The following is a 24,994-nucleotide window of genomic DNA, read 5'->3' on the forward strand; positions in this document are numbered from 1 at the left end:
GTCCTGCGGTCCACGGCGCAGCCGCAGGGTCGACCAGGCGGTGCCGGGCCCGCACAGGTACCGGCCCCGAAAAGCCCGGGCGCGATCGTGGCGGCTCTCGCGATGATGGCGGGCATGGACGAGGCGAAGGTCGAGGTCGTCGTCGCCCACAGCCAGCGGGCGACGCTGCGCGTGGGCGACGTGTTCCTGAAGATCGACGGCGACCCGGCGCACGCCGAGCGCGAGGCGCGGGCGATGGCCCTGGCGCCGGTCCCGACCCCAAAGGTTCTGTGGCGCGAGCCGCCCGTCCTCGCGATCGCCGCCGTGCCGGGCGAGGCGCTCGGCGTCCTCGGCGAGCCGTCGCCGCAGTCGCCGGCGGCGTGGGCGGCGGCGGGTGCGGCCGTCCGGCGGCTGCACGACGCGCCGGTGCCGCCGTGGCCGGGACGCAGCCTCGACGACGTGGCGGCGGAGCTCGACCGCGAGTGCGCGTGGCTGCTCGCCCACGACGTCGTGCCCGCCGAGGTGGTCCGGAAGAACCGCGCGATCGCCGAGGCCGCGCTGCGGCCGTGGACGCCGGTGTTCGTCCACGGCGACCTCCAGCTCACGCACGTGTTCGTCGACGGCGACGAGGTCACCGGCGTCATCGACTGGTCCGAGGCCGCGCCCGGCGACGCGATGTTCGACCTCGCCATCCTGACGCTCGGGCACGAGGAACGCCTGGACGACGTGCTGGCCGGCTACGGCCCCGGCGCGGACCGGGCCGTGATCCGCGCGTGGTGGTCGCTGCGCAGCCTGGCGGCGTCGCGCTGGCTGATCGAGCACGGCTTCGACCCGGACGCGCCGGGAGCCGAGCTCGACGTGCTCCGAGCCCGGATGCGGGAGTCTTGAGGACCGTGGACGTCGAGCGCCCCGGGTGGTGAGCGTCGGAGGCTACGTCGGCGCCTCGACCCGGCGCGAGATCGAGTACGCCCGGACGACGGGCAAGGCCATCAGCTCCGTGGACCCCGCTCTCGGCTGGTGATCATCGCCGCGCCGCCAGACCGATCGCGAGCCGGACGGCCTCGGCGAACGCGGCGGGACGGTCCGTGGCGAGCTGGTGACCACCGCCGTCGACGATCTGCAGCCGCGATCCGCCGATGGCTCCGGCGAACCGGTGCGCCGCCGGAAGGTTGGGTCTGTCCTTGCTCCCGCACAGCACGACCGTCGGCGCGGCGATCCGGGACAGGTCGGGTGTCAGGTCGACGCGGACGCCCAGGATGTCGAGCAGGTCCTTCTTCGACATCCCGTCCGGCAGGCCCAGGTGACGCTCCGGGACGGCACCGAGCACCAGTCGCTGGACCCCCATCATCACCCCGGGGCGGCCTGACCTGGCCGCCGGAGAGCACGAGCGACGCGACGGGGTGCAGGGAGGCGTACCGGGCGGCGATCATCGCCCCGATCGACAGACCGACCACGGTCACCGATCGCGCTTCGGTCTCCCTGACGTGGCGGTGTAGGGACGCGACGGCCTCGTCGAACACGAAGGGCGTCGCGAGGTCCAGGGCCCCGAACGCCACCGACCGCACCGGACCGAGCAGGTCACGCTGGGCGTCCCACACCGACGCGGGCTCTCCGGCGCCGGCCAGGAAGATGACGAGATCGGGCACCAGCGCATGGTAGCGATCCGCGGCGCCGGGCTCACACGCCGTGGCGGGCCGCCATGGCCTCGAGCACGGCGAACGGCGCGGGACTCTCGAAGCGCCCGCGCAGGGACGGCTCGTACGCGGCGAGCGGCCGCACCTGGAAGAACCTCGCCAGTGCAGGGTCGTCCGGCTCGACGCCCAGCTCCGGGGCGGGCACGAACCCGAAACGGGAGTAGTACGCCGGATCACCGACGAGGACGACGAGCGGCTCCCCCAGCGCGTCGGCGGCGCCCAGCACCGTGTGCACCAGCGCAGAGCCGACGCCGCTCCCCTGCTGCTCGGGGTGCACGCTCAGCGGCCCGAGCACGAGGGCCGGCGCATCGCCCACCCGGGCCCGCGTGCACACGACGTGCCCGACGACGTCGCCCCCCGTGCAGGCGACGAACGCGAGCTCCGGGATCCAGCACGGGTCGGCCCGCAGGAGGCCGACGAGCGTCGCCTCCCCGGGCGCGCCGTCCGGTTCGACGGGCGGCGCCGAGTACGGCGCGCCCGCGAAGGCGGCGGCGGTGACGGCGCGGACGGCGGCGGCGTCGGCCGGGAGCTCGCGGCGGATCAGCATGCGCCGATGGTGGCACCGACCCGCCGTGGTGTCTCCGGTTTTCCCGCGTCCGCCGCGGCGGACGTCACGTCTACAGTCCCTCGCATGCGCCGCGGACCGATCGTCGCCCTGGCCGGGGTCACCGGGCTGGCCGCCGTGCTGGCCTGGAGCGAGTGGCTGAACCGGCGCTGGTCGCGCACCCTCGTGGCCGACGCCGCCGGGCCGACGCAGGCCGTCGTCGTCCTGGGGTTCCGCAACCCCGGTCCGGCGGCGAACGTCGTCAACCGCTGGCGGGTGCGCGCGGGCCTGCGGTCGATCGACCCGGCGGCACGCGTGCGGCTCGTGCTCAGCGGGGGTGCGACGACGTCCGGGCGCTCGGAGGCCCGGGTCCTGGCCGACCACGCCGTCGGCGTGCTCGGCTACGACGGTCCGCTCGCGCTCGAGGAGGAGAGCAGGACCACCCGGGAGAACGTCGTCCGGGTGCTGCCGCTCGTCGAGGACGCCGACCGCATCACGATCGTCTCGCAGCCGGCGCACGCGCTGAAGGCGCGCGTGTACGTCGCGCGCCAGCGCCCCGACCTGGTCGGTCGCCTGACGCGCGGCGCCGACCACCGCTGGGGCGAGTGGCTGCTGCTCAAGCCCGCCCTCGCCGCGTACGGGCTGTGGACGCTGCGGGGCGTCCGGCGCGACCTGCGCCGGCGGTGACGCCGCGCCGCCCGGGTCGTATCGTGACGCCGTGACCGTCCTCCAGGCGCTGCTCGCCTTCGCGCTCGTCGCGGGGCTCCTGACCCTCGTCCCCGGCCTCGACACGGCGCTCGTGCTACGCAGCACCGTGACCCGCTCGCGCTCGCACGGCTTTGCGGCGCTGGGCGGCATCCAGGTCGGCACCCTCGTGTGGGGTGCCGCCGCCGCGGGCGGCGCGGCGGCCCTGCTCGCCGCCAGCCAGACGGCGTACCGCGTGCTCACCCTGGCGGGCGCGGCGTACATGGTGTGGATGGGGGCGTCGATGCTCTGGCGCTCCGTCCGCGAGCCGCGCGACGGTGCCGCCGAGGTGGACGCGCCGCTGCCGACCGGCGGCCGCTGGCGCGACTTCGGCCTGGGGCTCAGCACCAACCTCATGAACCCGAAGGTCGGCGTCTTCTACGTCGCCGCGATCCCCCAGTTCGTGCCCGACGGCGTCAACCCGCTGCTCATGGGCCTCCTGCTCGCCCTGGTGCACTGCGTGCTCGGCACGGCCTGGCTGTCGCTCGTGGTCCTCGGGGCGGGGTGGTTCGGGGCCCGGCTGCGCCGCTCCGGCGCCGTGCGGTGGGTGGACCGCGTCACCGGCGGCGTGCTCGTCCTGTTCGGCGCGCACCTCGCGGTCGGCGCCCGCGTCTGACGTCCCCGCGCACGCAGGACGGCATCAGATGAACGCCAGCCCGTCGACGATGCGTCGTGCGGCCGCCTCCGGGTCGGCCGACGCGTCGAGCAGGTCGGAGCCCGTGAAGGCCCCCTCCCGCCACAGCGAGGCGAAGCCGTGCACGACCGACCACGCCGCCAGCTGCGCGGCCGCGGGGTCGGCGACGCCCTCCAGCCGCCCGACCCCGTCGCGCAACGCCTGCCCGGACCGCCGGCGGGCGCTCGTCAGCCCCGGGTCGTCGGCCCGGACCAGGTCGGACCGGAACATCACGGCGAAGTGCCCCGGCCGGGTGAGCGCGAACCGGACGTAGGCCACGGCCACGTCCCGCAGGTCGTCGCCGACTGTCTCGAGCTCCTCCGCCAGCAGGTCGAAGCCCTCGGTCGCGAGCGCGGTGAACAGGCCCTGCCGGTCACCGAAGTGGTGCGCCGGCGCCGCGTGCGACACCCCGGACCGCTGCGCCAGACCACGCAGCGAGACCCGGTCCACGCCGTCGTGCGCGATCTGGTCGGCCGCGTGGCGAAGCACGACCGACCGCAGGTCGCCGTGGTGGTACGCGTCCGCCATCAGACCTCCATCTAGCCATTGACTAGTCCGCACCGCGGACCTAACTTGTCACTGTCAAGATCCACCGTAGCCGATCCGGGAGAGCGCCATGGCACCCCTCGTCGTCCTCGTCACCGTCACCCTCGAGGCACGCGGCCTCGGCGCCCTCGCGATCGACCCGCTGGGCACCTGGCCGGCCGCCGTGACGGCCGGCCTCGTGGCCATGCTGCTCGTCACCGCGAGCGCTCACTTCGCGCAACCCCGGCGCGCGGCGCTCGTCGCCATGGTGCCGCCGCGGCTCCCGCGACCCGCGCTCCTCGTGACCGTCACGGGGGTGCTCGAGATCGTCGGCGCCGCCGGGCTCCTGCTGCCGGCCACCCGGCCGGCGGCGGGGATCTGCCTCGCGCTGTTGTTCGTGGCGATGTTCCCGGCCAACGTGCACGCGGCCCGAGCCTCCACGGGCCTGCGCACCATGCCGCTGCCCGCGCGGACCGCGCTCCAGGTCGTCTTCGTCGCCGCGTGCCTCGTCGCCGCGTTCGCGGGGTGATCCGGTCGCATCAGGCGATCGTCAGCTCGATCGTGTGCCAGCCGGTCGCGCCGTCGGGCGCGGGCGGGGCCTCCGCCTCGACCTGGAGGTTCCCGTCGGCGTCCGTCGCGCGGACCGCGACGAGGTGGTCGCCGGGCGTCGCGTCCCACTCCAGCCGCCACTGGCGCCACGTGTCCGCGCCGACGGTGTCGGCGAGGTCGGCCGCGACCCAGTCGCCGTCGTCGACCCGCACCTCGACCCTCTCGATGCCGGTGTGCTGCGCCCAGGCCACGCCCGCGAGCGTCACCGCGCCGGCGGGCAGGTCGTCCCCCGGGCGCGGGACGTCGATGCGCGAGGACAGCTTGATCGGGCCCAGCGCCGACCAGCCGCGCGGCGTCCAGTAGCCCTGCTCGTCGGCGAACCGGGTGACCTTGAGCTCGGTGACCCACTTGGTGGCCGACACGTACCCGTACAGCCCGGGCACCACGAGGCGGGCGGGGAAGCCGTGCTCGGTGGGCAGCGGCTCGCCGTTCATGCCGACCGCGACGAGGCAGTCGCGGTCGGCCTCCTGCAGCACCTCCAGCGGTGTGCCCGCGGTGAAGCCGTCGGTGCTGCGGGAGAGCACCATGTCCGCGCCCCCCTGCGGCTTCGCCCGGGCCAGCAGCTCCCGGACGGGGTAGCCGAGCCACAGCGCGTTGCCGATGAGGTCGCCGCCCACCTCGTTGGAGACGCACGCCAGGGTGACGTGGTGCTCCTCGAGCGGCAGGGCGAGCAGCTCGTCCCAGGTGATCGTGAACGGCTCGTCCACGAGGCCGGTCACGGTGAGCGACCAGTCGTCCGGGTCCACCTGCGGCACGACCAGGGCCGTGTCGATGCGGTAGAACTCCGGGTTCGGCGTGACGTACGGGGCCGCGCCCTCGACGCCGAGGTCCGCGCCCGCGGGCACCGCGGCCGCCGTCGTCGCCGGCCGCGGCAGGCGGATCGCCTCGCGCGCCGCCGTCACCGCGCGGCCGCCCGCGGAGACCACGCGCGAGACGCCGAGCACGACGACGGCGCCCGCCGCGGTGACGCCGGTCCACTGCAGGAAGCGGCGCCGGTCGATCGCGTACCGCCGGTCGGCGCCGGGCCGCTCGCCCTCGGCGAACCACGACTCGACCCGGCGCAGCAGGGCGCTGAGCAGGGCGATCGCGGCCACCACGCCGAGCAGGCTCGGCAGAGCCCACGCGATGTTGGCCCCGGGGCGACCCGCGGCCACGACGGCGGCCACCACGCCCACGGCGCCGAGCAGGACGGCGCCCCACGGCGGGCGCCGCCGCTCGAGGACGCCCGCGAGCGCCGCGCCCGCCAGGGAGACCACGCCCATCGTCGCGAGCAGCACCGCCTTGTCCGCCGTGCCGAACCAGGACACCGCGAGGTCCTTCAGCCAGCCGGGGACGCCGTCGACCACCGCGCCGCCGACAGCCACGACCGGGCTCGACGACGGGTCGACGAACGCCGCGACCAGCTCCGCCACGGCCAGCCCCGCCGCCGTCGCGACCACCCCCGCGAGCGCCGACCACCACCCGTCCCGCGGCCTCGGCTCGGCCGGGACCGCGGACTCGACGTCCCACGGCGCCTCGTGGCTCATGCCCTCAGCGTCCCACCGCGGGCTCGACGGGGGCACCCGGGTCGGGCCAGCCGGCGAGGTGCCCGAGCCACGCGACCGCGAGCCACGACCCCTCGACGACGAGCTCCGTCCCGGGGGTGGCGAGCGTCGCGGTGCAGGGCGCGTCCAGCGTCCACGGCCCGTCGTGGCCCGGTGCGAGGGCGAGCGAGCGGAGCGCCAGGGTCGAGCGGTCCAGCTCGACGTCGGCCGCCTCGCCGGGCAGCTCGACCCACGTCCGTGACCGCGCGGCCCACAGGTGCGCGCCCTCCGTGCCGGCGGGGAGCCAGGCCGCGGTACCGCCGACGACGACGCACGGCAGCTCGGCGACGGGCTCGGCCGGGTCGCGCGGCACCCGCGGCGGCTCGTCGCCGAGGCTCGACACGTCGCCCGCGGGCGCGTTCCCGTTCGCGATCGACAGCGCGAGGTCCACGGCGGCCCGCACGAGGCCCGTCGCCGCGCCGGCGCTCTCCCGGGCCCCGCGCCGCCGCCGGCGCGGCCGCCGCCACGAGATGGCGTCCTGGACCCGGGGAGTCGTCATGCCGTCGAAGGCTAGCGCCACCGACCGCCGTCACGCCCTCGCGGGAGCAGGATCCGGCCGGGGCACGTGCGCGAACACCGACTGACCCAGCCACCGCGGCACCCGGCGCCGCAAGCCCTCCGGGCCCTCCAGCACCACCTCGCGCGAGCGCAGCGCGCTCGCCCAGGTCACGTCGCCCCGCCACAGCCGGGTGAGGGCCCGCAGCGGCGTCGTCACGACCACCGCCGCGTCGTAGCCGGGGTCGTAGTCGCACACCTCGACCTGGCCGTCGCGGACGACGATCCACCACCGGGACACCCGGGGGGCCACGTCGGTGAGCACGATCGCCAGGACGGTGCGCTCGCGGGGCCACGCGTCGACGTCGATCGTGCGGCGCATGTCCCACAGCAGCAGGTGCGGGTCGAGGTCGGCCTCCCCGAGCCCGCCGACCCATCGCGTGCCCCAGGCTCCGAGCGCCTCGACGAGCGGCCGCAGCTCCTCGCCCGCGGGGGTGAGGAGGTAACGGACGTGCCCCTCGGCGCCGGCACGGCGCACGATCCCCGCGCGCTCCAGCGTCCGCAGCCGCTTGGACAGCAGCGTGGGCGACATCTTCGGGTTGCCGCGCCGCAGCTCGTTGAACCGGGTGCTGCCGAGCAGCAGCTCCCGCACGACGAGCAGCGTCCACCGCTCGTCGAGCACCTCCATCGCCTTCGCGACGGGGCAGAACTGGCCGTAGCCCGCCATCCCCCCAGTGAACGCCCGCCGGGCGGGACGCCGCCAGTACAGATCCAGGACTTCGCCCGGTCCAGATCCGGCACTGGACCGGCGGCGGCGCTCGGCGGAGCGTGAAGGGGTCAGCACAGCCCGCAGGAGTGAAGGAGCCCCTCATGAGCACCACCGATTCCCGGACCGTCGCCGTCGACCTGCTCGAGACGGTCCGCACCAAGCACCGCGCCGTCTGGGAGTCCGGCGACTACCCCGCGGTCGCGGACCAGGTCATCCCCTCGCTGGGGGCCGTCCTCGTGGAGGCGTGCGACGTCGGGCCCGGCGACCGGGTGCTCGACGTGGCGGCCGGCTCCGGCAACGCGTCGATCCCCGCCGCGCTGGCGGGCGCCGACGTCGTCGCCTCCGACCTCTCCCCCGAGCTGCTCGCGGCGGGTCGCCGGCGCGCCGCGGACCAGGGCGCCACGCTGCGGTGGGAGCCGGCCGACGCGCACGCGCTCCCGTTCGACGACGGCGCGTTCGACGTGACCCTGTCGTGCGTGGGCGTGATGTTCGCGCCGTTCCACCAGCTCGCGGCGAGCGAGCTGGCCCGCGTGACCCGGCCCGGCGGCACGATCGGGAACGTCGCCTGGACGCCGACCGGGTTCATCGGCGAGATGTTCGCGACCCTCAGGCCGTACGCGCCCCCGCCCCCGCCCGGCGCGCTCCCGCCGCCGCTGTGGGGCACCGAGGAGCACGTGCGGGTGCTCCTGGGCGACCGCGTCACCGACGTCCGGGCCGAGGTGCGCGGGCTCGTCGTCGACCGGTTCGCCGACGGCGCCGCGTTCCGCGACTTCTTCAAGGCCACGTACGGCCCGACGATCGCCACCTATCGGCACCTCGGGGACGACGACGCGCGCGCCGCGGAGCTCGACGACGCCCTCGCCGCGCTCGGCGACCGGCACCTGCGCGACGACGGCACGATGGTCTGGGACTACCTCCTGGTGCGCGCGACGCGGGCGTGAGCCCGCCCTCGCCCGCCGCTCAGCCCGCGTCGAGGAGGCGGCGGCGGACGCGGTCGAGCTCCGCGTCCGTCACGCCGTGCGCGCGCAGGTAGCGCTCCGGGTCCACGCCGTCGAGGAACTCCCCGAGGGCGGCGGCGACGGCGTCGCACCAGGCCACGAGCTCGTCCGGCCCGCGGTGCGGCTCGCCCCACCCCGGCTCGGTGACGGCCCGGTCGTTGTTCGCGCGCACGGCCACCAGGTAGTCGTCGACGACGACCGGGCGGGGGACGCCGACGAGGGTCAGCAGGAGCGCGGTGATCATGCCGGTCCGGTCGCGCCCGCCCGCGCAGTGGTAGACGACGGCCCCGTCGGGGGCGGCGGCGATGGTGCGGAAGACGTCGGCGACGAGGTCGGGCCAGCGCTCGAGCACGGTCGCGTAGTAGCGCGGGGTGTCGAGGTGCGGCGCCCAGGCGGCCATGAACGCGGCGTCGTCGGGGTCCTCGACCGGGCGGTGGTGGCGCGTCACCGACGGCGGCAGGTCCAGCGGCACGATCTCGGCCGCGTTGCGCAGGTCGACGACGGTGCGGACGCCGGCGTCGGCCATCGCCGCGAGACCGTCGGGGCCCGCCGCGTCGAGCCGCGACGTCCGGTAGAGGCGCCCGGCGCGGGTGCGGCCGCCGTCGACGGTGGGCAGGCCGCCCAGGTCGCGCGCGTTCGGCAGCGCGCCCCAGCGCACCGCGCGGGGGTCGGGACCGGTCGGCGCGGGGGCCGCTTCCGCGGGCGAGGTACGGGTCGGGACGGTCACGGACGCCAGGCAACCACACGGGGTCGGCGGGGCGTACTAGGCTCGACGCCGGATCACGGGCACGACTCTGGCCCGTCGGCGCGACCCGGGCTGTGGGCCGCGGTTCCACCGGCGCGAGATGGCGCGCCGTCGGACGACACCACCGACGACGACCCCTGGAGCTTTCTCGTGCCCCGCCTCCCCCGCGCCGCCATGCCCGGCGCCGCCCTGCTCGCCCTGTCCGTCGCCGTCCTCGCGGGCTGCGCGCAGGATCCCGCCGACGCCGCGCCGTCGGCGGCCGCCTCGTCCGGCGGGTCCTCGGACGGCACCGCCTACCCCCTGACGCTCGACAACTGCGGCGTCGAGACCACGGTCGACGCCGCGCCGCAGCGCGTCGTGACGATCAAGTCGAGCACCACGGAGATGCTGCTCGCGCTCGGCCTCGGCGACCGCATCGTCGGCTCGGCGTTCCTCGACGGGCCCGTGCCGGACTCGCTGGCCGACGCCGCCGCCGACGTGCCCGCCGTCGCCGCGCCCATGGCCGAGCAGGCGCCCGGCGCGGAGGCCGTGCTCGGCCTGGAGCCCGACCTCGTCTACGCCGGCTGGGAGTCCAACCTCACCGCCGACGGCGCGGGCGACCGCGCCACGCTGGCGAAGCTCGGCGTCGCGACGTACGTCTCCCCCGCCGCCTGCAAGGCGCCGGAGTACATGCCGGACCCGCTCACCTTCGACGACGTCTTCGCCGAGATCGACGAGGTCGGCGAGGTCTTCGACGCCGCCGACGCCGCCGACGACCTGGTCGCCACGCAGAAGGACGCGCTCGCGGCCGTCGCCCCCGACGACCGGGGCCTCACCGCGCTCTGGTACTCCTCGGGCGACGACATCCCCTACGTCGGGGCCGGCATCGGCGCGCCGCAGATGATCATGGACGCCGTCGGGCTGAAGAACGTCGCGGCCGACGTGCACGACACCTGGACGTCGTTCTCGTGGGAGCAGGCGATCGAGGCGGACCCGGACGTCATCGTGCTCGTCGACGCGACCTGGAACAGCGCGGACCAGAAGATCGAGCGTCTCGAGTCGAACCCGGCCACCGCGCGCATGACCGCCGTGCGCGAGGGCCGCTACCTCACGGTGCCGTTCCCCGCGTCGGAGGCCGGCGTGCGCAACGTCGACGCCGTCGTCGACCTGTCCGCGCAGCTCGACGGGCTGGACGGGCTCGAGCCGTGACGGCGACGGCCCGGCCGGTCGGGCCACCCGCGACGGCCGCAGCGACGACGGGCCGCCGCGGCGCCGCCTGGTGGCTGCCGGCGTCCGTGGTGGTGCTGGTCGCGACCGTGCTGGTGGCGGTGACGGTCGGGCCGGCCGACCTGTCGGTCGCGGACGTGTGGCGCTCGATCGCGACGCACGTCGGGCTCGGCGGCGCGCTGGGCCTCGAGCCGCTCGACGCGCTGCCCGACGGCATGGTCTGGGAGCTGCGGCTGCCGCGCGTGCTGACCGCCGCGGCGGTCGGGGCCGGGCTCGCGGTGTGCGGCGTCGTCATGCAGTCCCTGACCCGAAACCCGCTGGCCGACCCCTACCTGCTGGGGCTGTCGTCCGGCGCGTCGCTGGGCGCCGTGCTCGTGCTCGTCGCCGGGCTCACCGTGCTGCTGCCGGTCGCGGCGTTCGGCGGGGCCGTCGCGGCGCTCGCCGCCGCCCTCGGGCTCGCCGGGGCGATCGGCACGATCACGCCGACCCGCACGGTGCTGGCCGGGCTCGCGGTGAGCCAGCTCGCGGCCGCGGCGACCAGCTTCGTCATCTTCTGGTCCGCGACCGGTGACTCGTACCGCGAGATCCTGTCGTGGCTCATGGGGTCGGTGGCCGGGGCGACGTGGACGTCGGTCGCGATCACGGGCGTCGCCGTCCTGGTGCTGGGCGCCCTGCTCGCCTCGACCGGCTCGATCCTCGACGCGTTCACCTTCGGCGACACGGCCGCCGCCGCGCTCGGAGTGCCCGTCGCGCGCGTGCGGTGGCTGCTGCTGGTGGGCGTCGCGCTGCTCACCGGCGCGCTGGTCTCCCAGAGCGGGTCGATCGGGTTCGTCGGGCTGATCCTGCCGCACGCCGTGCGGCTGCTGACCGGCGCGCGGCACCGCCTGCTGCTGCCGCTGTCCGCGCTGTGCGGGGCGTCGTTCCTGGTGTGGGCGGACACCCTGGCGCGCACCGTCTTCGCCCCGCGCGAGGTGCCCGTCGGCATCGTCACCGCCGCGATCGGCGCGCCGGTGTTCGCCCTGCTGCTGTGGCGCGGACGGAGGGTCGCATGACCACCGAGACCCGCGCCGAGTCACGCGCCGACACCCCCGCCCGGGGCACCTCGCGGAGGACCAGGGGGCCGGCAGCCGACCGCCTGGACGCCGCCCGCGTCTCCTGGTCGGCGTCCGGACGGCTGATCCTCGACGGCGTGGACGTCACCGCCCCCGCGGGCGCGGTGACCGGGCTGCTCGGCCCCAACGGGTCGGGCAAGTCGACGCTGCTGCGCGTCCTCGCCGGGGTGCAGGCGCCGTCGGAGGGCGGCTCGGGCAGCGGTGCCCGCGTCGCCTTCGCGGGCGCCGACCTGCTCGCCCTGCCGCGGCGCCGTCGCGCGCGGACGCTCGCACTCGTCGAGCAGGAGGCGTCCACCGACCTGCCCGTCACCGTGCTCGACGCCGTCCTGCTCGGCCGCATCCCGCACCGCTCCCTGCTGGCCGGGGACTCCGCGGACGACCGCGCCGCCGCCCGCCGCGCCCTCGACGCCGTCGGGGCGGCCCACCTCGCGGACCGCGAGGTCACGACCCTCTCCGGCGGCGAGCGCCAGCGCGTGCACATGGCGCGCGCCCTCGCCCAGGAGCCCGCGCTCATCCTGCTGGACGAGCCGACCAACCACCTCGACATCGCCGCCCAGCTCGACGCGCTGCGCATCCTGCGGGAGCTCGCCGACCGTGGCGTCACCGTGCTCGCCGCCCTGCACGACCTGCAGCTCGCGGCCCAGCACTGCGACCACGTGGTGCTGCTGTCCGGCGGCCGTGTCGCCGCGGCCGGCGACGTGCGCGACGTCCTCGTGCCCGACGTCCTCGACCCCGTCTACGGCGTGCGCACCGAGGTGCTCACCCACCCCCGCACCGGGCGGCCGGTGCTGACGTTCGAGCCGGCCGGCTGATCCGCCGGGTCAGTCCCGCGGCCGCCGCCCGAGCTCGATGGCCGGGCAGCGGTCCATCACCATGTCGAGGCCGGCGGCGCGCACGCGGGCGGCGGCGTCCTCGTCGATGACGTCGAGCTGGAACCAGACCGCCTTGGCACCGATGGCGATCGCCTCGTCGGCGACGGCCCCGGCGAGCTCGGAGCGGACGAAGACGTCCACGACGTCCACCGGGAACGGGATGTCGGCCAGGCTCGCGTAGCCCTGCTCGCCGTGCACGGTCTCGGCGCTCGGGTGCACGGGCACGATCCGCTTGCCCGCGCGCTGCAGCACCCCCGCGACGCCGTAGGCGGCCCGCGCCGCGTTCGTGGACAGCCCGACGACGGCCCAGGTGCTGGTCTTGTCGAGGACGCGGTCGATGGTGGCCTCGACGTCGGTGGTGGTCTCGGTGGCCTCTGGCGTGCTCATGCCTCGTGCAACCGGCACCTCGATCGGCCTGTTCCAGTCCCGCGGGTCCCTGATCCTCATGCGTGCGCCTCCTGTCGGTACGGTCGTCCGAGCCGCCGTCCCGCGGTCATACCAGCGCCAGCGCCACGCCCGCGAGCGCGCACGCCGCGGCGCAGGTGACGGTCCGCACGTGGTTGAGCCGGCTCCAGGGCCGGTCGAAGGCGGCCCACCCGGCGGCGTCGCGGTGCGCCATCACGTGGTTGTTCAGCGGCACGTTGCCCGCCGCCGTCACCCCGAGCATGCCCACGACCACCAGCACGGCGCTCGCCACGACCAGCCACGCGCCGTCGTACCCGCCGACGAGACCGACCACCGCCGAGCCCGCCGGCACGACCACGGCCGCGCCGAAGAGGGTCATGAACGGGGGCCGGACGGCGTCCTCGTTGATCGCCGCGATCGCGGCGGCCGCGGCCGCGGGGTCGAGCCTGCGCAGCCCCGCCACGACGAAGGTCGAGAACGCCGCGAACACCCCGCCCGCGAGGCCGGTGACCAGCACGGTCAGCACGAGGAGCACGTCCCAGAGATCCATGGGCCCATCCAACCAGCGGAACCTCCGCCCGCGCAGCAGGATGGAGCCATGCCCGCACCGCCCGCCGTCGTCGCGGCAACCAAGCGCCTCAACCCGTACGCCCTCAAGGTCAGCTCGCGGGTGCCGCCGTGGGTCACCCTGCACCACGTGGGCCGCAAGAGCGGCCGCGAGTACCACACGCCCGTGGTCGCGTTCGCCGCCCGGGCGCCCATCGACACCCGGGTCGCGCAGGCCGGGGACCCGGTCGAGATCGGCGAGTACCGCGACATCCTCGTGCTCACGCCGCTGCCCTGGGGCGCGGACGTGGACTGGTGCCGCAACGTGCGCGCGGCGGGCGCGTACCGCCTCACCCGCAAGGGGATCGACTATCGCGCGGACCGGCTGCGCGTCGTGGACGCCGACCACGCCCGCGGGATGCTGGGTGGCTTCGTCGGCGCGGCCTCGGGGCTGGTCGGCATCGAGTCGTTCCTCGTCGGGCGGCTGAGCCGCTGGCCGGTCAGCGCGCCAGAGCGCGGCTGACGAACTCGACGACGCCGCCCGCCGTCTCGGCCTGCGGCGCGAGGTCGCCCGTCCGGGCCGGGGCCGCGCGACCGGCAGGGGCTTCGGCGTAGGGGAACCCCCCGGGAGGCCGCGACGCGGCCAGGGTCCCTTTCAGGGGCGTCCCGGTTCTGTGACACAGGTCACCGACCCTACGTTCGACGACATGATCGCAGCACAGGGTCTGTCCAAGCACTACGGGAACAAGACCGCCGTCGACCGCATCACCTTCGCGGTGCGGCCCGGCGTCGTCACCGGCTTCCTCGGCCCCAACGGGGCGGGCAAGTCCACCACCATGCGCATGATCATGGGTCTCGACCGGCCCACCGCGGGCTCGGTCACCGTCAACGGCCGCCCGTACGCGGGGCACCGGTCCCCGCTCACCGAGGTGGGCGCGCTGCTCGAGGCCCGGGCGGTGCACCCGGGCCGGACCGCGCGGGCGCACCTGCGCGCCCTCGCCGCCACGCACGGCATCCCCGACCGGAGGGTCGACGAGGTCATCGAGATGACCGGCCTGGCCACGGTGGCCCGCAAGCGGGTCGGCGGCTTCTCCCTCGGCATGGGGCAGCGGCTCGGCATCGCGGTGGCGCTGCTCGGCGACCCGCCCACCCTCATCCTCGACGAGCCCGTCAACGGCCTCGACCCCGACGGCGTGCTGTGGGTGCGCCACCTCGCCCGCTTCCTGGCAGGGGAGGGCCGCACCGTCTTCCTGTCCAGCCACCTCATGAGCGAGATGGCGCTCACCGCCGATCACGTCATCGTCATCGGGCGCGGCCGCATCCTCGCGGACGCGCCCGTGAGCGACGTCGTCGACGCGGCGTCGCGGCGCGCGGTCACCGTCCGCACCCCGGGCCCGTCGACGCTGCGCACCGCGCTGGAGCGCGCGGGCGGCGCCGTGGTCGTGCCCGACGTCGCCCACGGCGGCTCGCTGGAGGTCACGGGGCTGGACGCCGCGGCGATCGGCGAGATCGCCCTCACGGCCGGCGTCGCGCTGCACGAGCTGACCCCGGTGGCCTCGACCCTCGAGGACGCCTACCTGGAGCTCACGGCCGACGCCGTCGAGTACCGCACCGACGACCCGACCGGCGACCTCACGGCCGCCGGCACGACGAGCACGGGAGACCGGTCATGACCGCCACCACCGCCCTCGTCCCGGACCGTGCCCCGGCCGGCGACGCCCCCGTGACCTTCGCCCGCGTGCTGCGGTCGGAGTGGCTCAAGCTCTGGTCGCTCCGCTCGACCTGGTGGGGCGGCGCGCTGACGGTGCTGCCCATGGCGGGGCTCGCGGTGCTCATGGCCGCGACGCTCGGGTCGGCCACGACGTCGCCCGAGCTGCAGGAGACCATGAGCGCCGACCCGCGGCTCGCCGTCCCGACCGGCGCCGTCGCCGTGACGTTCGGGTACGGGTTCGCGCAGCTCACCGTGGCGGTGCTCGCCGTGCTCACCATCACCGGAGAGCACTCGACCGGCATGATCCGCGCGACCTTCGCCGCCGTGCCCCGCCGGCTGCCCGTCCTGTGGGCGAAGCTGGCCGTCGTCGCGGCGACGACGGTGCTGCTCGCCGTCGTCGGCCTGGCCGCGGCGTGGCTCGCGACGGCGTCCTCGCTGTCCGCCGACGGCCTCTCGCTGGACTTCTCCGACGGCGAGCACCTGCGCGCCCTGGGCGGCGCGGTCGCCTACCTGGTGGCCGTCGCGGCGCTCTCCCTGGGCATCGGCGCGCTCTGGCGGAGCACCGCGGCCGGGATCGCCACCACCCTCGCCCTGCTGATGGTCCTGCCGCTGCTGTTCCAGGGGCTCGCCGGCTCGGCCGCGTGGGCGCAGGACGTCTACGCCTACCTCCCGACCGTGGCCGGCGAGCGCCTCGTCGCGACCGGTCCCACGCCCGACGGTCTCCTCTCCCCCGGCGTCGGGTTCGCCCTGCTCGCCGGGTACGCCGCGCTCGTGCTCGCCGCGGCAGCCGTCGCCGTCCGGCGTCGCGACGCCTGACGCCGGCACCCGACAATGGCGGGCATGACCACCGTCTCGGGAGACTTCGACCTCACCATGGACGAGCTGCGGGGCGTGGCACGTTTCGTCGCCGAGAGTGCCGAGGCCGCCCTGCCCGTCTTCGCCGAGGAGCACCCCGAGGATCCCCGCCCCCGTGCCGCCCTCGCCGCGGCATGGGAGTTCGTCGAGGGCGCGCCGCGCACGCGCCTGCAGCGCGTCACCTCCCTCGACGCGCACCGGGCGGCGAAGCAGGCGGGCACCGAGGCGGCCAGGCTCGCCGCCCGTGCGGCCGGAGACGCCGCGGCCTCCGCCTACCTCCACCCGATCGCGCGGGCGACGCAGGTGGGCCACATCCTTCGGGCGGCCGCGAGCGCCGCGCGGATCACCGAGCTCCGCGCGGGCGACGACCCGGAGGCCGGGCTGCGCGCGATCACGGAGGCGCGGGCGAGGGCGACGCCGGTGCTCGTCGACGTCCTGCGACGCTATCCGCCGGCGCCCACCGGGCGCAGCCGCGTCGCGGCGCTGATGTCCCTCCTGGACGCGGACCTGCGGCGCATGCCCTGAGCCGCGTCCCGGCGCGCCCTGGCCCCTCGCCCTCGGGCATGATGGCCGCATGAGCACCCCGCTGTGGATCACCGGCGACCCCGAGACGGACGCGCTGCTGAGCGACGACATGTTCGCGCTGCTCGTGGGCATGCTGCTCGACCAGCAGTACCCGATGGAGCACGCGTTCGCGGGCCCGCGCAAGATCCGCGACCGGCTGGGCAGCATCGACCCGCACGCCGTGGCGGACGCCGACCCGGACGAGTTCGTCACCCTCGCCACCACTCCCCCCGCCATCCACCGGTACGGGCGGTCGATGGCCGGCCGCGTGCAGGCGCTGGCGCGGGCGATCGTGGACGACTACGACGGCGACGTCGCGAAGCTCTGGACGACGCCCGGCGCCGAAGGGCCCGCCACCGGCGCCGAGGTGCTGGCCCGTCTGCGGGCGCTTCCAGGCTTCGGCGAGCAGAAGGCCAAGATCTTCCTCGCCCTGCTCGGCAAGCAGCGCGGGATCCGGCCGGCCGGCTGGCAGGAGGCGGCGGGGCACTACGGCGACGAGGACTCGCGCCGCTCCATCGCGGACGTCACCAGCGCCGAGTCGCTCGCCGAGGTGCGGACCTTCAAGAAGGCGCAGAAGGCGGCGGCGAAGGCGGCCAAGCAGTCCTGACACCCGCGTCGGGGTTGCGAGCCGCGCCGCCCCGGGCAGCATCGCCTGCATGAACACCCGACGACGGCGGAGGCTGCGTGCCCCGGCCGTCGCCGCGCTCGTCGCGGCGGCCGCCGCCGGGTGCGCAGGGCCGGGCGCGGGTGACGCCCAGGACGTCGTCACCCGCTTCTACGCCGCGGTGGCCGAGGGCGACGGCGACGCCGCGTGCTCCCTGCTGCTGGCCGGCGCGGCGGCGGACCTGGTCGAGGAGGAGCAGGAGCCGTGCCCGGAGGCCCTGCTCGACCCGGCGGGTCCGGGCGGCGTGCTCGGCGAGCGCGCCGCCGCCGCGACCGTCGAGGCGGTGCACCGCGCGGGCAGCCAGGCGCAGGTGCTCACGGCGTCCGACACCGTGTTCCTGGCGCGCTCGGGCGACACGTGGGTGGTGACCGCCGTCGGGTGCGACCCGCGCGGCGAGCGCCCGTACGACTGCGAGGTGGAGTCGTGAACGCGCCCAAGGTCGTCTTCGCCCTGACCGTCGCGCTCATCGTGCTCGGCCTGGTCGCGGCGTTCGTGCTCGCCGGGGCGCACCGGTGAGCCGGGACGCGGGCGGCCCGGTCGCGCGGGTGCTGCGGGAGAACTCGCTCAGCCTCGCGTTCGGCCTGATGTTCCTGCTCGTCCTGGTCGGGCAGGCGTTCGTCGGGGCCGCGCAGCGCGACGCCGACCAGGTCGCCGCGGGGCTCGAGCCGCTCGGCGTCGCCGGGTACGTCTCGTCGTCCGTCTTCTGGGTGGACGTCACGGAGAACTGGCAGTCGGAGTTCCTGCAGTTCCTGCTGTTCATCGGCTTGACCGTGTGGTTCGTCCAGCGCGGCTCCCCCGAGTCCAAGAACGTCGGCGAGGCGGGCCGGGAGACGGACGAGGAGCAGCTCGTCGGGAGGCACGCCCGGCCCGACTCGCCGACCTGGGCGCGCGCGAGCGGCTGGCGTCTGCGTGTGTACTCGCACTCGCTGACCCTGGTCATGGGGGCGATCTTCCTGGGCTCGTGGCTCGCCCAGTCCGCGGCGGGCGTCGTCGCCTACAACGAGGAGCAGCTGCGCGACCGCCACGACCCGGTCACCTGGACCGCCTATCTGGGCCTGCCGGACTTCTGGGACCGCACGCTGCAGAACTGGCAGTCCGAGCTCCTCGCCGTGCTCTGCATGGTGGTCTTCGCGATCTACCTCCGCGAGCGCGGCTCCCCGGAGTCGAAGCCCGTCGGCACCCCGCACGAGGCGACCGCCGTCGAGGGCTGATCCGTCCCCGACGGCGGTCGCGCCGCAGTGCGCTGTCAGCGGCCGTGGTGCCCGTGCGAGAGCGGCACCGTCCACACCTCCCCGTCGAGGGTGACGACGTAGGCCGTCCGCCCCACGATCTCGAACGACGTCGGCCGGTCGAGGCCGGTCGCCACCGCTCGCAGGACGCCGTGCCGCCCGGCCTTCATCACCTGGCCGGTGTCCGGGTCGGCGGGCGACCCCTCGGGGTTGCCCGGGGTGAAGTGGCCCTGCGCGAGCGCGTACAGCCCACCCCGGCCCCTCTCGACGTCGACGAGCAGCCGCCCGCCGGAGGCGACCTCACGAGTTCCCGGTCGCCACGGGGTGAAGGCCACGACCTTGCCGTCCCTCGGCAGGTGCGGCACCGGCCCCGCCTGGGCGACGAGGACGGTCCGGCCGACGGTCTCCAGACCGGTCGGCACGACGTTGCCGAACGCGCGGACCTGCGTGATCGAGCCGTCCGGTGTCACGTACAGCACGCGGTTGTGGTGGCCGTCGGTGACGAGGAAGCCCCTGCGGTACGGCTCCATGGCGTACTGCAGGCCGGACGGCACGAAGTAGTCGGTCTTCGGCGGGTGGGCGATCGACCAGGCGCCGAGGTCCGCGACGGGGCGCGGGACGCCGTCCCGGCCGACCCGGTACAGCCCCGAGACCTGCGGGTCCGCGAGCGACACGAGGACGTAGGCGGTGCGGCCGCGGAACGCGACGTCGAGGGCGCCGCCGGGCGTCCCCGGCTGCTGCACGGGCAGCCCCGAGACGAAGGTCGAGGTGACGCCGGTGCGGCGGTCGACCCGGGATACCTCGCCGGAGACCGGCTCGGTGACGTAGAGGGCCCCGTCGGGGCCGATCGTCGAGCCTGCGCCGCCGGACAGCCCGGCGGTGAGGAGCGACGGGTCGGCGTGGTGAGGGGCGTGGTGGTGGGCGTGGTGGTGCGCGTGAGGGTCGTGGTGCGACGGGGTCGCGGTGGCGGTCGCGACCGTGGTCGCGGCGAGCATGGTGGACAGCAGGACGGCGATGATGCGTGGGGTGCGCATGGGGACCCCTCCCGAGGTGTGCGTCGTTGCACGGACGGTCGGGCTCGGCGCGGCGGCCGGGTCGGGACGTGGCGCTCCCCTCGCCGTCCTCGACGCTACGCCCGATGCCCCGCCCCGTCACGGGCCGTTCGCCCCGGCGACCACCCGGCGGCGCGCAGCCGTTCGAGCGCGCGGTCGTGCGGCAGCGCGTGCCGGGTCCCGCGGTGGCCGACGACGGTCGTCGCCGTGAAGACCGACGCGAGCAGCGCCTCCTCGACGGCGTCCGTGGTGGCGGCGAACAGCGGGTCGAGAGCGTCGTCGGGCACGAGCGGGTCGGCGGGGTCCGCCGTCGTGAGCGCGAGGCCGTAGTCGCCGCTGCCGTGCGCGAAGTCGGAGCCCACGCGGCCCATGGCGAACACCGCGCGGCGCGCCACCCGCTCCAGCCGCCGGGCGTCCAGGGGGGCGTCCGTCGTCACGACGATCATGCAGGAGTTGCCCTCCGCGAGGCCGGATCCCTTCGGCACGACGTCGATCCCTTCGGCAGGGGGAGCAGCCGAAGAGATCGGCTCCGTGCCGAGAAGATCCACCGCAGGCAGCGGCACCCCCCGGACGGTGAGCGTGCCGGAGAAGTTCGACTGCACCAGCACGCCCACGGTGCGCACGGTCCCCGCGACGTCGACCCGGCGTGACGACGTCCCGACGCCGCCCTTGTAGCCGAGCGCGGCGGTCCCCGCCCCGGCGCCGACGCAGCCCTGCTCCACCGGGCCCGACGTCGCGCCGTCGAGCGCGGCGAGCACGTGCGCCTCCGTGATCGGCCGCGCGCGGATGTCGGACAGGTAGCCGTCGTTCGTCTCCCCGACGACGGGGTTGAGGGTGCGCACGTCCTCGTAGCCAGGCCACGCCAGCACATGGGTGACGAGCGCGTCGGCGGCGCGGAACGCCGAGAGCGTCGCGGTGAGCAGGATCGGTGTCTCGAGAGCGCCGAGCTGCTCGAGCTGCGTCGCGCCCACGAGCTTGCCGTACCCGTTGCCGACGAACAGCCCGCACGGGAGCGCGCGCCGCTGCCCCGGCCCGGCGCCCAGCGCGTCGGGGACGACGGCGGTCACGCCCGTGTGCAGGCGCTCGCCGTCGTGCAGCGTCGTGTGCCCGACCCGCACGCCCACGACGTCGGTGATCGCGTTCGCCGGCCCGGTCGGCAGGTCGCCGACGACGACGCCGAGCTCGCGGGGGCCCGGCCGCGCGCCGCTCATGCCCGGCCCGCCGGGACGAGGCGCGCCGGGTGGACGTCGCGCCAGGTGCGGGAGCCGTCGACGAGGTCCTGCACGTGCTCGCGGAACCGCGGGCACGTGGCGATGTCGTGCGCCTGGCACGACAGGGCGTGCTCCGTCATGTGCCGGGAGCGGTCGATCTCCTCCTGGCGCCGGTCGAGCTCGGCCAGGTGCGCGGTGAGCACCTCGTGCCGGTCGCGCGCGCCCCGCCCGGTGGACCCGGCGTCGAGCAGCACCTGGATCTGCTCGAGGCTCATGCCCGCGACCTTGGAGCTGAGGATCGTCGCCACCCGCACCACGTCGTCGGACCCGTAGCGGCGCCGCCCCGCGCCGTCGCGGGCCGGGGCGAGCAGGCCGACGTCCTCCCAGTACCGCAGCACGTGCGTCTCCAGGCCGAACCGCTCCGCCAGCTCGCCCACGCTCCAGGTCCGTTCCGTCGTCGCGCTTGACTTCATGTTGACATGAAGTCACAGCCTGGGGTCAGCACGCAACCCGACCCGAAGGAGACGCCATGAGCGACACCACCCGCCACGACCTGCACGACGCCGTGATCGTCGGCGCCGGGCCCGCCGGCCTCGCGGCCGCACTGATGCTCGGCCGCACCCACCGCGACGTCGTCGTGCTCGACTCCGGCACCTACCGCAACGACCCCACCGACGCGATGCACAACGTGCTCGGGTTCGACGGCGCCGCCCCCGCCGAGTTCCGCGCCACCGCACACCGCACGCTGGCCGCGTACGACACGGTCGAGCTGCGCCGTGCCGCCGCGCACGACGTCGCTCCGCTCGACCCCGCGTCACCGACCGACGGGTTCGTCGTGCGGACCGACGCCGGCGACGTCGCGGGCCGCCGGCTGCTGCTGGCGACCGGCGTGCGCGACGAGCTGCCCGCGACACCCGGGCTGCAGCAGCTGTTCGGCACGGTCGCGGCGCACTGCCCGTACTGCCACGGCCACGAGTTCTCCGGCACCCCCGTGGCGATCCTGGGCGCCGGCCCGCACGCGCCGCGGGTCGCGGGGCTGCTGGGGCGGATCGCGAGCCGCGTCGTCGTGCTCGCCGACGGCGCGGACGTCGACCCGCAGGTCCGCGCGGCGCTCGACGCCCGTGGCGTCGCCGTCCGGCCCGAGAAGGTGCTCCGCCTGGAGCCGCTGACCCTCCCCGGCGGGCACCCGGGCGCGCGGGCCGTGCTGGACGGCGATGCCGAGGACCTCGGCGGGATCATGGTCGCCCCGGCGCTGCACCAGGCCGCGCCGTTCGCCGCCCGGCTCGGCCTCGAGCTGCGCGAGTCCGGCTGCGTGGCCGTCGACGCGATGGCCCGCACGAGCCTCCCGGGGGTCCTCGCCGCCGGCGACCTGGCCCACACCGCCGACTTCCCCATGCCCGTGAGCTCCGTGACCGCGGCGATGGCGGCCGGCCAGCTCGCCGCGGCGTCCATCGACGCCGACCTGCTGGCCGCCCCGCGCTGAGGCGCACGGCGACGCGCGGGTAGCGCGGACGGATGAAGTTGCGGCGGCACCGCCCGGGCCGCGCGGCACGGACGGACACTGGAGCCGTGGCCTCGATCATGCTGACGGCGATGCCGTACGCCGGGCACACGCTGCCGCTGCGCACGGTCGCGGCGGAGCTCGTGCGCCGCGGCCACGACGTCCGCGCGTACACGGGGCGCCGGCACACGGCGTCGTTCGCCGAGGTGGGCGCCCGGCCGGTCGCGTGGCAGCGGGTGCCGGACTTCGACGAGAGGCACCCCGCCACGACCTTCCCGCGCATGCGGGGCGCGAAGGGGTTCCGGCAGATGCTGGTCAACGTCGAGGACCTCTTCCTCGGCACCGCCGCCGCGCAGACCGCCGACCTCGTGGCCCTGTACGAGGACGAGCCGTGGGACCTGATCGCCGGCGACCCCATGGCGCTGGGCACCCGGTTCGCCGCGGAGCGGCTCGGCTCCAGGTGGGCCACCGTCTCCCCGCTCGCGTACTGGCCGCCCGGCGCGCAGGTCCCGCCCGCGGGCCTCGGCCTCACCCCGCCGCGCGGGCCCGTCGGGCGGGCGCGCGACGTCGTCCTGCGGCGCGCCGTGCGGACGGGCGCGGCCGTCCTGACCCGGCGGTACCGGCGCGCACGGTCGGGCGCGGGGCTCCCGCCCGACCGCACGACGATCGAGGCCGCCTGGCACTCTCCGCACCTCGTCGTGACGGCCGGCTCGCCGGGACTGGACTACCCGCGCGACGACATCCCCGCGGCCGTCCGGTTCGTCGGCGACCTCACCGACGACGGCCGCCCAGGACGGCCGGGGCACCTCCCGGACTGGTGGGACGACGTCCTCCGGTCGGACCTCCCGGTGGTGCACGTGACGCAGGGCACGGAGAACGTGGACCCCGCCGACCTCGTCCTGCCCGCCCTCGAGGCGCTGGCCGACGAGGACGTCCTGGTCGTCGTCGGGCTCGGGCACCGCACGGCGCCGCTCCCCGGCCCCCTGCCCGCGAACGCCAGGGTCGCGCCGATGGTCCCCTACCCCGCGCTCCTGCCGCTCACGTCCGTGATGATCACCAACGGCGGCTACGGCGGGGTCCTCCAGGCCCTGCGGCACGACGTCCCGCTCGTCGTCGCTGGGGGCGACCTCGACAAGCCGGAGATCGCCGCACGGATCGGCTGGCACGGCGCCGGCGTCAACCTCCGTACGGGCACGCCCCGGCCGGCCGCGGTCGCGTCCGCGTACCGCGACGTCACGACCGACCCCCGCTACCGCGCGACCGCCGCCCGCCTGGGCGCGGAGCTGCGCGGGCTCGGCGGGACGCGAGCCGCGGCGGACCTGCTCGAGGAGCACCTGACGTCACGGCCTCCGACTACGCTCGCCGCATGACCTCAGCGCACCCCCTGCCGCTCGGCCCTGCCCCGCGACCCGCCACCGGCGAGGACCTCACCGACCGGCTCCGCGCCCTCGCGACCAGCGCCGCCGGGGCGGGCGTGACCGGCCTGGACCGGGCGCGCCTCACCGCGACGCTGGACGGCGCGGACGTCGCGTCGCTCGACGCGGACCTCTCCGGCGTGGCGTTCGGCGCGCAGCAGAAGGCGCCGGGCGCCGTGTGGCAGCCCGGCACGATCACCGCGCGCGAGGACGGCACCGTGCGCCGGCTGCGCGTCGACGCCCACCCGCTCACCGCCGTCGACCTGCCCGTGGACGTCACCGCAGAGGCCCAGGGGCTGCGGTTCACGTGGGTCGAGGGCGCCGACGGCCAGGTCGGGTTCGAGTCGGTCGAGCCCGACGACGCGCACCCGGTGACCGGGCACGCCCGCGTCGCCGTCTCCCGCGCCGGCCTGGTCGCGACCGTGCACGGCCTGCTCGCCGTCTCGCTGCAGTCCCAGGGCATCACGCTGAGCGACCTGGACGTGCACCTCGACTCCCACGGCCCCCGTGCGGCGGGCGTCCGGATCGAGGCGAAGATCCGCAAGGGGTTCCTGTCCGCCGGCGTCTCCGCCACGGCGTCGGCGTCGGTCGACGCGGCGATGGTGCTGACCGTCGGCGACGTGCGCATCTCCAGCGGCAACCCGCTCGTCGCCGCGATGCTCGGCGCCGTCCGCGGCCGTGTCGAGGCGGCCGCGAACCGCCGCGTCGACCTCGCCGCCGCGCTGCCGCCCGGGGTCCGCCTCGCGGACGTGCGCCTCGACGTCGGCGAGGAGCTCGTGCTCAGCGCCCGGCTGGGCTGAACCCCGGCGCTCTCCCTCCCGTCGGACGTCGGCCTCCGGTCCTCGCACGGCTCGACCCGGCGCTGTCGGTGGGCCGTGCGAGATTCGAGGCATGCCCGACCGCCCCGACGTCCCGCTCGCGCTCGTCGCACGGCTGCGCGGGCTGCTCGAGTTCCCGGAGTGCGCCGAGGAGGACGCCTGGACCGGCGTCCGGTGGCGGGTGCGCAAGGCCACCGTGGCGCACGTCTTCGGCGGCGAGGACCAGCTCTTCCGCGTGACGTTCCGGGCGGAGCCGCAGGAGGTCCGGGCGTTCGAGCACCTCGGCCACCCGTACTTCCGCGCCGGCTGGGGCGCCAACGTCGTCGGCGTCGTCCTGGACGACGCCACCGACTGGGGCGAGATGGCCGAGCTGCTCACCGACTCCTACTGCCTCCAGGCGCCGCGACAGCTGGCTGACACCGTCGACCGGCCGGAGCCGCCCGGCGACGGCACGGCGGCCGCCGGCTGACGGCGG

Annotated in this window: 31 protein-coding genes; 19 read left to right on the forward strand and 12 right to left on the reverse strand. The window is 76.1% G+C overall.

Annotation, left to right across the window (positions count from 1 at the left end; translation table 11 throughout):
• Positions 1-114: 114 nt before the first annotated feature.
• Complete coding sequence (locus tag ACFQ8T_RS14010; RefSeq protein ID WP_430547128.1) at positions 115-867, forward strand: phosphotransferase family protein; 753 nt, start codon at positions 115-117, stop codon at positions 865-867.
• Positions 868-1,000: 133 nt separating this feature from the next.
• On the opposite strand, the gene ACFQ8T_RS14015 is transcribed toward ACFQ8T_RS14010, so the two are convergent.
• Complete coding sequence (locus tag ACFQ8T_RS14015; RefSeq protein WP_430547129.1) at positions 1,001-1,324, reverse strand: alpha/beta fold hydrolase; 324 nt, start codon at positions 1,322-1,324, stop codon at positions 1,001-1,003.
• A 332-nt stretch (positions 1,325-1,656) separates the two neighbouring features.
• On the reverse strand, positions 1,657-2,220 hold the full coding sequence (locus ACFQ8T_RS14020; RefSeq protein ID WP_430547130.1) for a GNAT family N-acetyltransferase: 564 nt from the start codon (positions 2,218-2,220) through the stop codon (positions 1,657-1,659).
• A gap of 84 nt (positions 2,221-2,304) precedes the next feature.
• Here ACFQ8T_RS14020 and ACFQ8T_RS14025 point away from each other — a divergent pair, with 84 nt between their 5' ends.
• Both ACFQ8T_RS14025 and ACFQ8T_RS14030 read left to right on the forward strand, forming a co-directional pair.
• Complete coding sequence (locus ACFQ8T_RS14025; RefSeq protein WP_430547131.1) at positions 2,305-2,904, forward strand: YdcF family protein; 600 nt, start codon at positions 2,305-2,307, stop codon at positions 2,902-2,904.
• A gap of 31 nt (positions 2,905-2,935) precedes the next feature.
• Positions 2,936-3,577 (forward strand): LysE family translocator, encoded by a 642-nt coding sequence (locus ACFQ8T_RS14030; protein ID WP_430547132.1) that lies wholly within the window; start codon positions 2,936-2,938, stop codon positions 3,575-3,577.
• A gap of 24 nt (positions 3,578-3,601) precedes the next feature.
• On the opposite strand, the gene ACFQ8T_RS14035 is transcribed toward ACFQ8T_RS14030, so the two are convergent.
• On the reverse strand, positions 3,602-4,162 hold the full coding sequence (locus ACFQ8T_RS14035) for a TetR/AcrR family transcriptional regulator (RefSeq protein WP_430547133.1): 561 nt from the start codon (positions 4,160-4,162) through the stop codon (positions 3,602-3,604).
• An 88-nt stretch (positions 4,163-4,250) separates the two neighbouring features.
• Here ACFQ8T_RS14035 and ACFQ8T_RS14040 point away from each other — a divergent pair, with 88 nt between their 5' ends.
• Positions 4,251-4,688, forward strand: coding sequence for a DoxX family protein (locus ACFQ8T_RS14040; protein ID WP_430547134.1), 438 nt, complete (start codon positions 4,251-4,253; stop codon positions 4,686-4,688).
• A 10-nt stretch (positions 4,689-4,698) separates the two neighbouring features.
• On the opposite strand, the gene ACFQ8T_RS14045 is transcribed toward ACFQ8T_RS14040, so the two are convergent.
• Genes ACFQ8T_RS14045 through ACFQ8T_RS14055 form a run of 3 tightly spaced genes read right to left on the reverse strand, consistent with a single transcriptional unit; the run spans position 4,699 to position 7,573 of the window.
• Positions 4,699-6,294 carry a molybdopterin-dependent oxidoreductase gene (locus ACFQ8T_RS14045; protein ID WP_430547135.1) on the reverse strand — a complete coding sequence of 532 codons (1,596 nt, stop codon included), beginning with the start codon at positions 6,292-6,294 and terminating at the stop codon, positions 4,699-4,701.
• A 4-nt stretch (positions 6,295-6,298) separates the two neighbouring features.
• Positions 6,299-6,850 (reverse strand): hypothetical protein, encoded by a 552-nt coding sequence (locus tag ACFQ8T_RS14050; protein WP_430547136.1) that lies wholly within the window; start codon positions 6,848-6,850, stop codon positions 6,299-6,301.
• 30 nt (positions 6,851-6,880) lie between these two features.
• Positions 6,881-7,573, reverse strand: a complete 693-nt coding sequence (locus tag ACFQ8T_RS14055) for a winged helix-turn-helix transcriptional regulator (protein ID WP_430547137.1) — start codon at positions 7,571-7,573, stop codon at positions 6,881-6,883.
• Between the two features lie 143 nt (positions 7,574-7,716).
• Between ACFQ8T_RS14055 and ACFQ8T_RS14060 the strand changes: the two genes are divergently transcribed.
• Positions 7,717-8,556 carry a class I SAM-dependent methyltransferase gene (locus ACFQ8T_RS14060; RefSeq protein WP_430547138.1) on the forward strand — a complete coding sequence of 280 codons (840 nt, stop codon included), beginning with the start codon at positions 7,717-7,719 and terminating at the stop codon, positions 8,554-8,556.
• 19 nt (positions 8,557-8,575) lie between these two features.
• On the opposite strand, the gene ACFQ8T_RS14065 is transcribed toward ACFQ8T_RS14060, so the two are convergent.
• A complete protein-coding gene (locus ACFQ8T_RS14065; protein ID WP_430547139.1) occupies positions 8,576-9,340 on the reverse strand; it encodes a tyrosine-protein phosphatase in 765 nt (254 codons plus the stop codon).
• Between the two features lie 192 nt (positions 9,341-9,532).
• Between ACFQ8T_RS14065 and ACFQ8T_RS14070 the strand changes: the two genes are divergently transcribed.
• The 3 genes from ACFQ8T_RS14070 to ACFQ8T_RS14080 are packed head-to-tail and all read left to right on the forward strand — an operon-like array spanning position 9,533 to position 12,488.
• Positions 9,533-10,546 carry a putative F420-0 ABC transporter substrate-binding protein gene (locus ACFQ8T_RS14070; protein ID WP_430547197.1) on the forward strand — a complete coding sequence of 338 codons (1,014 nt, stop codon included), beginning with the start codon at positions 9,533-9,535 and terminating at the stop codon, positions 10,544-10,546.
• Positions 10,543-11,616 (forward strand): putative F420-0 ABC transporter permease subunit, encoded by a 1,074-nt coding sequence (locus ACFQ8T_RS14075; RefSeq protein ID WP_430547140.1) that lies wholly within the window; start codon positions 10,543-10,545, stop codon positions 11,614-11,616. Before ACFQ8T_RS14070 ends, ACFQ8T_RS14075 begins: the two co-directional genes overlap by 4 nt.
• Complete coding sequence (locus ACFQ8T_RS14080) at positions 11,613-12,488, forward strand: putative F420-0 ABC transporter ATP-binding protein (protein ID WP_430547141.1); 876 nt, start codon at positions 11,613-11,615, stop codon at positions 12,486-12,488. The genes ACFQ8T_RS14075 and ACFQ8T_RS14080 overlap by 4 nt, the downstream gene beginning before the upstream one ends.
• Positions 12,489-12,497: 9 nt before the next feature.
• Here the strand turns inward: ACFQ8T_RS14080 and ACFQ8T_RS14085 are convergent, their stop codons facing one another.
• Together ACFQ8T_RS14085 and ACFQ8T_RS14090 are read right to left on the reverse strand one after the other, a co-directional pair.
• Positions 12,498-12,935 (reverse strand): CoA-binding protein, encoded by a 438-nt coding sequence (locus ACFQ8T_RS14085; RefSeq protein WP_430547142.1) that lies wholly within the window; start codon positions 12,933-12,935, stop codon positions 12,498-12,500.
• 106 nt (positions 12,936-13,041) lie between these two features.
• Positions 13,042-13,503, reverse strand: coding sequence for an anthrone oxygenase family protein (locus ACFQ8T_RS14090; protein ID WP_430547143.1), 462 nt, complete (start codon positions 13,501-13,503; stop codon positions 13,042-13,044).
• 48 nt (positions 13,504-13,551) lie between these two features.
• Here ACFQ8T_RS14090 and ACFQ8T_RS14095 point away from each other — a divergent pair, with 48 nt between their 5' ends.
• From ACFQ8T_RS14095 to ACFQ8T_RS14125, 7 genes are all read left to right on the forward strand, one after another.
• Positions 13,552-14,022 (forward strand): hypothetical protein, encoded by a 471-nt coding sequence (locus ACFQ8T_RS14095; protein WP_430547144.1) that lies wholly within the window; start codon positions 13,552-13,554, stop codon positions 14,020-14,022.
• A 184-nt stretch (positions 14,023-14,206) separates the two neighbouring features.
• Positions 14,207-15,172, forward strand: a complete 966-nt coding sequence (locus ACFQ8T_RS14100) for an ATP-binding cassette domain-containing protein (RefSeq protein WP_430547145.1) — start codon at positions 14,207-14,209, stop codon at positions 15,170-15,172.
• Positions 15,169-16,026 carry a hypothetical protein gene (locus ACFQ8T_RS14105; RefSeq protein ID WP_430547146.1) on the forward strand — a complete coding sequence of 286 codons (858 nt, stop codon included), beginning with the start codon at positions 15,169-15,171 and terminating at the stop codon, positions 16,024-16,026. The genes ACFQ8T_RS14100 and ACFQ8T_RS14105 overlap by 4 nt, the downstream gene beginning before the upstream one ends.
• Positions 16,027-16,050: 24 nt before the next feature.
• A complete protein-coding gene (locus ACFQ8T_RS14110) occupies positions 16,051-16,590 on the forward strand; it encodes a putative immunity protein (protein WP_430547147.1) in 540 nt (179 codons plus the stop codon).
• Positions 16,591-16,639: 49 nt separating this feature from the next.
• Entirely contained in the window at positions 16,640-17,236 is a 597-nt protein-coding gene (locus tag ACFQ8T_RS14115) for an HhH-GPD-type base excision DNA repair protein (protein ID WP_430547148.1), read from the forward strand.
• A 49-nt stretch (positions 17,237-17,285) separates the two neighbouring features.
• Positions 17,286-17,720 carry a hypothetical protein gene (locus ACFQ8T_RS14120; RefSeq protein ID WP_430547149.1) on the forward strand — a complete coding sequence of 145 codons (435 nt, stop codon included), beginning with the start codon at positions 17,286-17,288 and terminating at the stop codon, positions 17,718-17,720.
• 85 nt (positions 17,721-17,805) lie between these two features.
• Positions 17,806-18,504: a DUF6766 family protein gene (locus ACFQ8T_RS14125; protein ID WP_430547150.1), complete on the forward strand. Its 699-nt coding sequence runs from the start codon at positions 17,806-17,808 to the stop codon at positions 18,502-18,504.
• A gap of 35 nt (positions 18,505-18,539) precedes the next feature.
• Here ACFQ8T_RS14125 and ACFQ8T_RS14130 read toward each other — a convergent pair whose 3' ends face one another.
• From ACFQ8T_RS14130 to ACFQ8T_RS14140, 3 genes are all read right to left on the reverse strand, one after another.
• Complete coding sequence (locus tag ACFQ8T_RS14130; RefSeq protein ID WP_430547151.1) at positions 18,540-19,556, reverse strand: hypothetical protein; 1,017 nt, start codon at positions 19,554-19,556, stop codon at positions 18,540-18,542.
• 95 nt (positions 19,557-19,651) lie between these two features.
• Positions 19,652-20,785 carry a P1 family peptidase gene (locus tag ACFQ8T_RS14135; RefSeq protein WP_430547152.1) on the reverse strand — a complete coding sequence of 378 codons (1,134 nt, stop codon included), beginning with the start codon at positions 20,783-20,785 and terminating at the stop codon, positions 19,652-19,654.
• Complete coding sequence (locus ACFQ8T_RS14140) at positions 20,782-21,258, reverse strand: MerR family transcriptional regulator (RefSeq protein WP_430547153.1); 477 nt, start codon at positions 21,256-21,258, stop codon at positions 20,782-20,784. Before ACFQ8T_RS14140 ends, ACFQ8T_RS14135 begins: the two co-directional genes overlap by 4 nt.
• A gap of 56 nt (positions 21,259-21,314) precedes the next feature.
• Between ACFQ8T_RS14140 and ACFQ8T_RS14145 the strand changes: the two genes are divergently transcribed.
• The 4 genes from ACFQ8T_RS14145 (at position 21,315) to ACFQ8T_RS14160 (ending at position 24,988) form a co-directional block, all read left to right on the forward strand.
• Positions 21,315-22,268 (forward strand): FAD-dependent oxidoreductase, encoded by a 954-nt coding sequence (locus ACFQ8T_RS14145; RefSeq protein ID WP_430547154.1) that lies wholly within the window; start codon positions 21,315-21,317, stop codon positions 22,266-22,268.
• 86 nt (positions 22,269-22,354) lie between these two features.
• Positions 22,355-23,656, forward strand: coding sequence for a glycosyltransferase (locus ACFQ8T_RS14150; RefSeq protein ID WP_430547155.1), 1,302 nt, complete (start codon positions 22,355-22,357; stop codon positions 23,654-23,656).
• Positions 23,653-24,501 (forward strand): hypothetical protein, encoded by an 849-nt coding sequence (locus tag ACFQ8T_RS14155; RefSeq protein ID WP_430547156.1) that lies wholly within the window; start codon positions 23,653-23,655, stop codon positions 24,499-24,501. Before ACFQ8T_RS14150 ends, ACFQ8T_RS14155 begins: the two co-directional genes overlap by 4 nt.
• Before the next feature lie 91 nt (positions 24,502-24,592).
• A complete protein-coding gene (locus ACFQ8T_RS14160; protein WP_430547157.1) occupies positions 24,593-24,988 on the forward strand; it encodes an MmcQ/YjbR family DNA-binding protein in 396 nt (131 codons plus the stop codon).
• The last annotated feature ends 6 nt before the right edge of the window (positions 24,989-24,994 follow it).

The organism is Isoptericola sp. NPDC056618 (assembly GCF_042792715.1).
Classification (GTDB): Bacteria; Actinomycetota; Actinomycetes; order Actinomycetales; family Cellulomonadaceae; genus Isoptericola; species Isoptericola nanjingensis.

Bases quoted from the DNA above. Each gene is read 5' to 3' on its own strand.
- ACFQ8T_RS14010 (WP_430547128.1), top strand. From the start codon at position 115: ATGGACGAGGCGAAGGTCGAGGTCGTCGTCGCCCACAGCCAGCGGGCG.
- ACFQ8T_RS14015 (WP_430547129.1), bottom strand. From the start codon at position 1,324: ATGGGGGTCCAGCGACTGGTGCTCGGTGCCGTCCCGGAGCGTCACCTG.
- ACFQ8T_RS14020 (WP_430547130.1), bottom strand. From the start codon at position 2,220: ATGCTGATCCGCCGCGAGCTCCCGGCCGACGCCGCCGCCGTCCGCGCC.
- ACFQ8T_RS14025 (WP_430547131.1), top strand. From the start codon at position 2,305: ATGCGCCGCGGACCGATCGTCGCCCTGGCCGGGGTCACCGGGCTGGCC.
- ACFQ8T_RS14035 (WP_430547133.1), bottom strand. From the start codon at position 4,162: ATGGCGGACGCGTACCACCACGGCGACCTGCGGTCGGTCGTGCTTCGC.
- ACFQ8T_RS14040 (WP_430547134.1), top strand. From the start codon at position 4,251: ATGGCACCCCTCGTCGTCCTCGTCACCGTCACCCTCGAGGCACGCGGC.
- ACFQ8T_RS14045 (WP_430547135.1), bottom strand. From the start codon at position 6,294: ATGAGCCACGAGGCGCCGTGGGACGTCGAGTCCGCGGTCCCGGCCGAG.
- ACFQ8T_RS14050 (WP_430547136.1), bottom strand. From the start codon at position 6,850: ATGACGACTCCCCGGGTCCAGGACGCCATCTCGTGGCGGCGGCCGCGC.
- ACFQ8T_RS14055 (WP_430547137.1), bottom strand. From the start codon at position 7,573: ATGGCGGGCTACGGCCAGTTCTGCCCCGTCGCGAAGGCGATGGAGGTG.
- ACFQ8T_RS14060 (WP_430547138.1), top strand. From the start codon at position 7,717: ATGAGCACCACCGATTCCCGGACCGTCGCCGTCGACCTGCTCGAGACG.
- ACFQ8T_RS14070 (WP_430547197.1), top strand. From the start codon at position 9,533: ATGCCCGGCGCCGCCCTGCTCGCCCTGTCCGTCGCCGTCCTCGCGGGC.
- ACFQ8T_RS14080 (WP_430547141.1), top strand. From the start codon at position 11,613: ATGACCACCGAGACCCGCGCCGAGTCACGCGCCGACACCCCCGCCCGG.
- ACFQ8T_RS14085 (WP_430547142.1), bottom strand. From the start codon at position 12,935: ATGAGCACGCCAGAGGCCACCGAGACCACCACCGACGTCGAGGCCACC.
- ACFQ8T_RS14090 (WP_430547143.1), bottom strand. From the start codon at position 13,503: ATGGATCTCTGGGACGTGCTCCTCGTGCTGACCGTGCTGGTCACCGGC.
- ACFQ8T_RS14095 (WP_430547144.1), top strand. From the start codon at position 13,552: ATGCCCGCACCGCCCGCCGTCGTCGCGGCAACCAAGCGCCTCAACCCG.
- ACFQ8T_RS14100 (WP_430547145.1), top strand. From the start codon at position 14,207: ATGATCGCAGCACAGGGTCTGTCCAAGCACTACGGGAACAAGACCGCC.
- ACFQ8T_RS14105 (WP_430547146.1), top strand. From the start codon at position 15,169: ATGACCGCCACCACCGCCCTCGTCCCGGACCGTGCCCCGGCCGGCGAC.
- ACFQ8T_RS14110 (WP_430547147.1), top strand. From the start codon at position 16,051: ATGACCACCGTCTCGGGAGACTTCGACCTCACCATGGACGAGCTGCGG.
- ACFQ8T_RS14115 (WP_430547148.1), top strand. From the start codon at position 16,640: ATGAGCACCCCGCTGTGGATCACCGGCGACCCCGAGACGGACGCGCTG.
- ACFQ8T_RS14120 (WP_430547149.1), top strand. From the start codon at position 17,286: ATGAACACCCGACGACGGCGGAGGCTGCGTGCCCCGGCCGTCGCCGCG.
- ACFQ8T_RS14130 (WP_430547151.1), bottom strand. From the start codon at position 19,556: ATGCGCACCCCACGCATCATCGCCGTCCTGCTGTCCACCATGCTCGCC.
- ACFQ8T_RS14135 (WP_430547152.1), bottom strand. From the start codon at position 20,785: ATGAGCGGCGCGCGGCCGGGCCCCCGCGAGCTCGGCGTCGTCGTCGGC.
- ACFQ8T_RS14140 (WP_430547153.1), bottom strand. From the start codon at position 21,258: ATGAAGTCAAGCGCGACGACGGAACGGACCTGGAGCGTGGGCGAGCTG.
- ACFQ8T_RS14145 (WP_430547154.1), top strand. From the start codon at position 21,315: ATGAGCGACACCACCCGCCACGACCTGCACGACGCCGTGATCGTCGGC.
- ACFQ8T_RS14155 (WP_430547156.1), top strand. From the start codon at position 23,653: ATGACCTCAGCGCACCCCCTGCCGCTCGGCCCTGCCCCGCGACCCGCC.
- ACFQ8T_RS14160 (WP_430547157.1), top strand. From the start codon at position 24,593: ATGCCCGACCGCCCCGACGTCCCGCTCGCGCTCGTCGCACGGCTGCGC.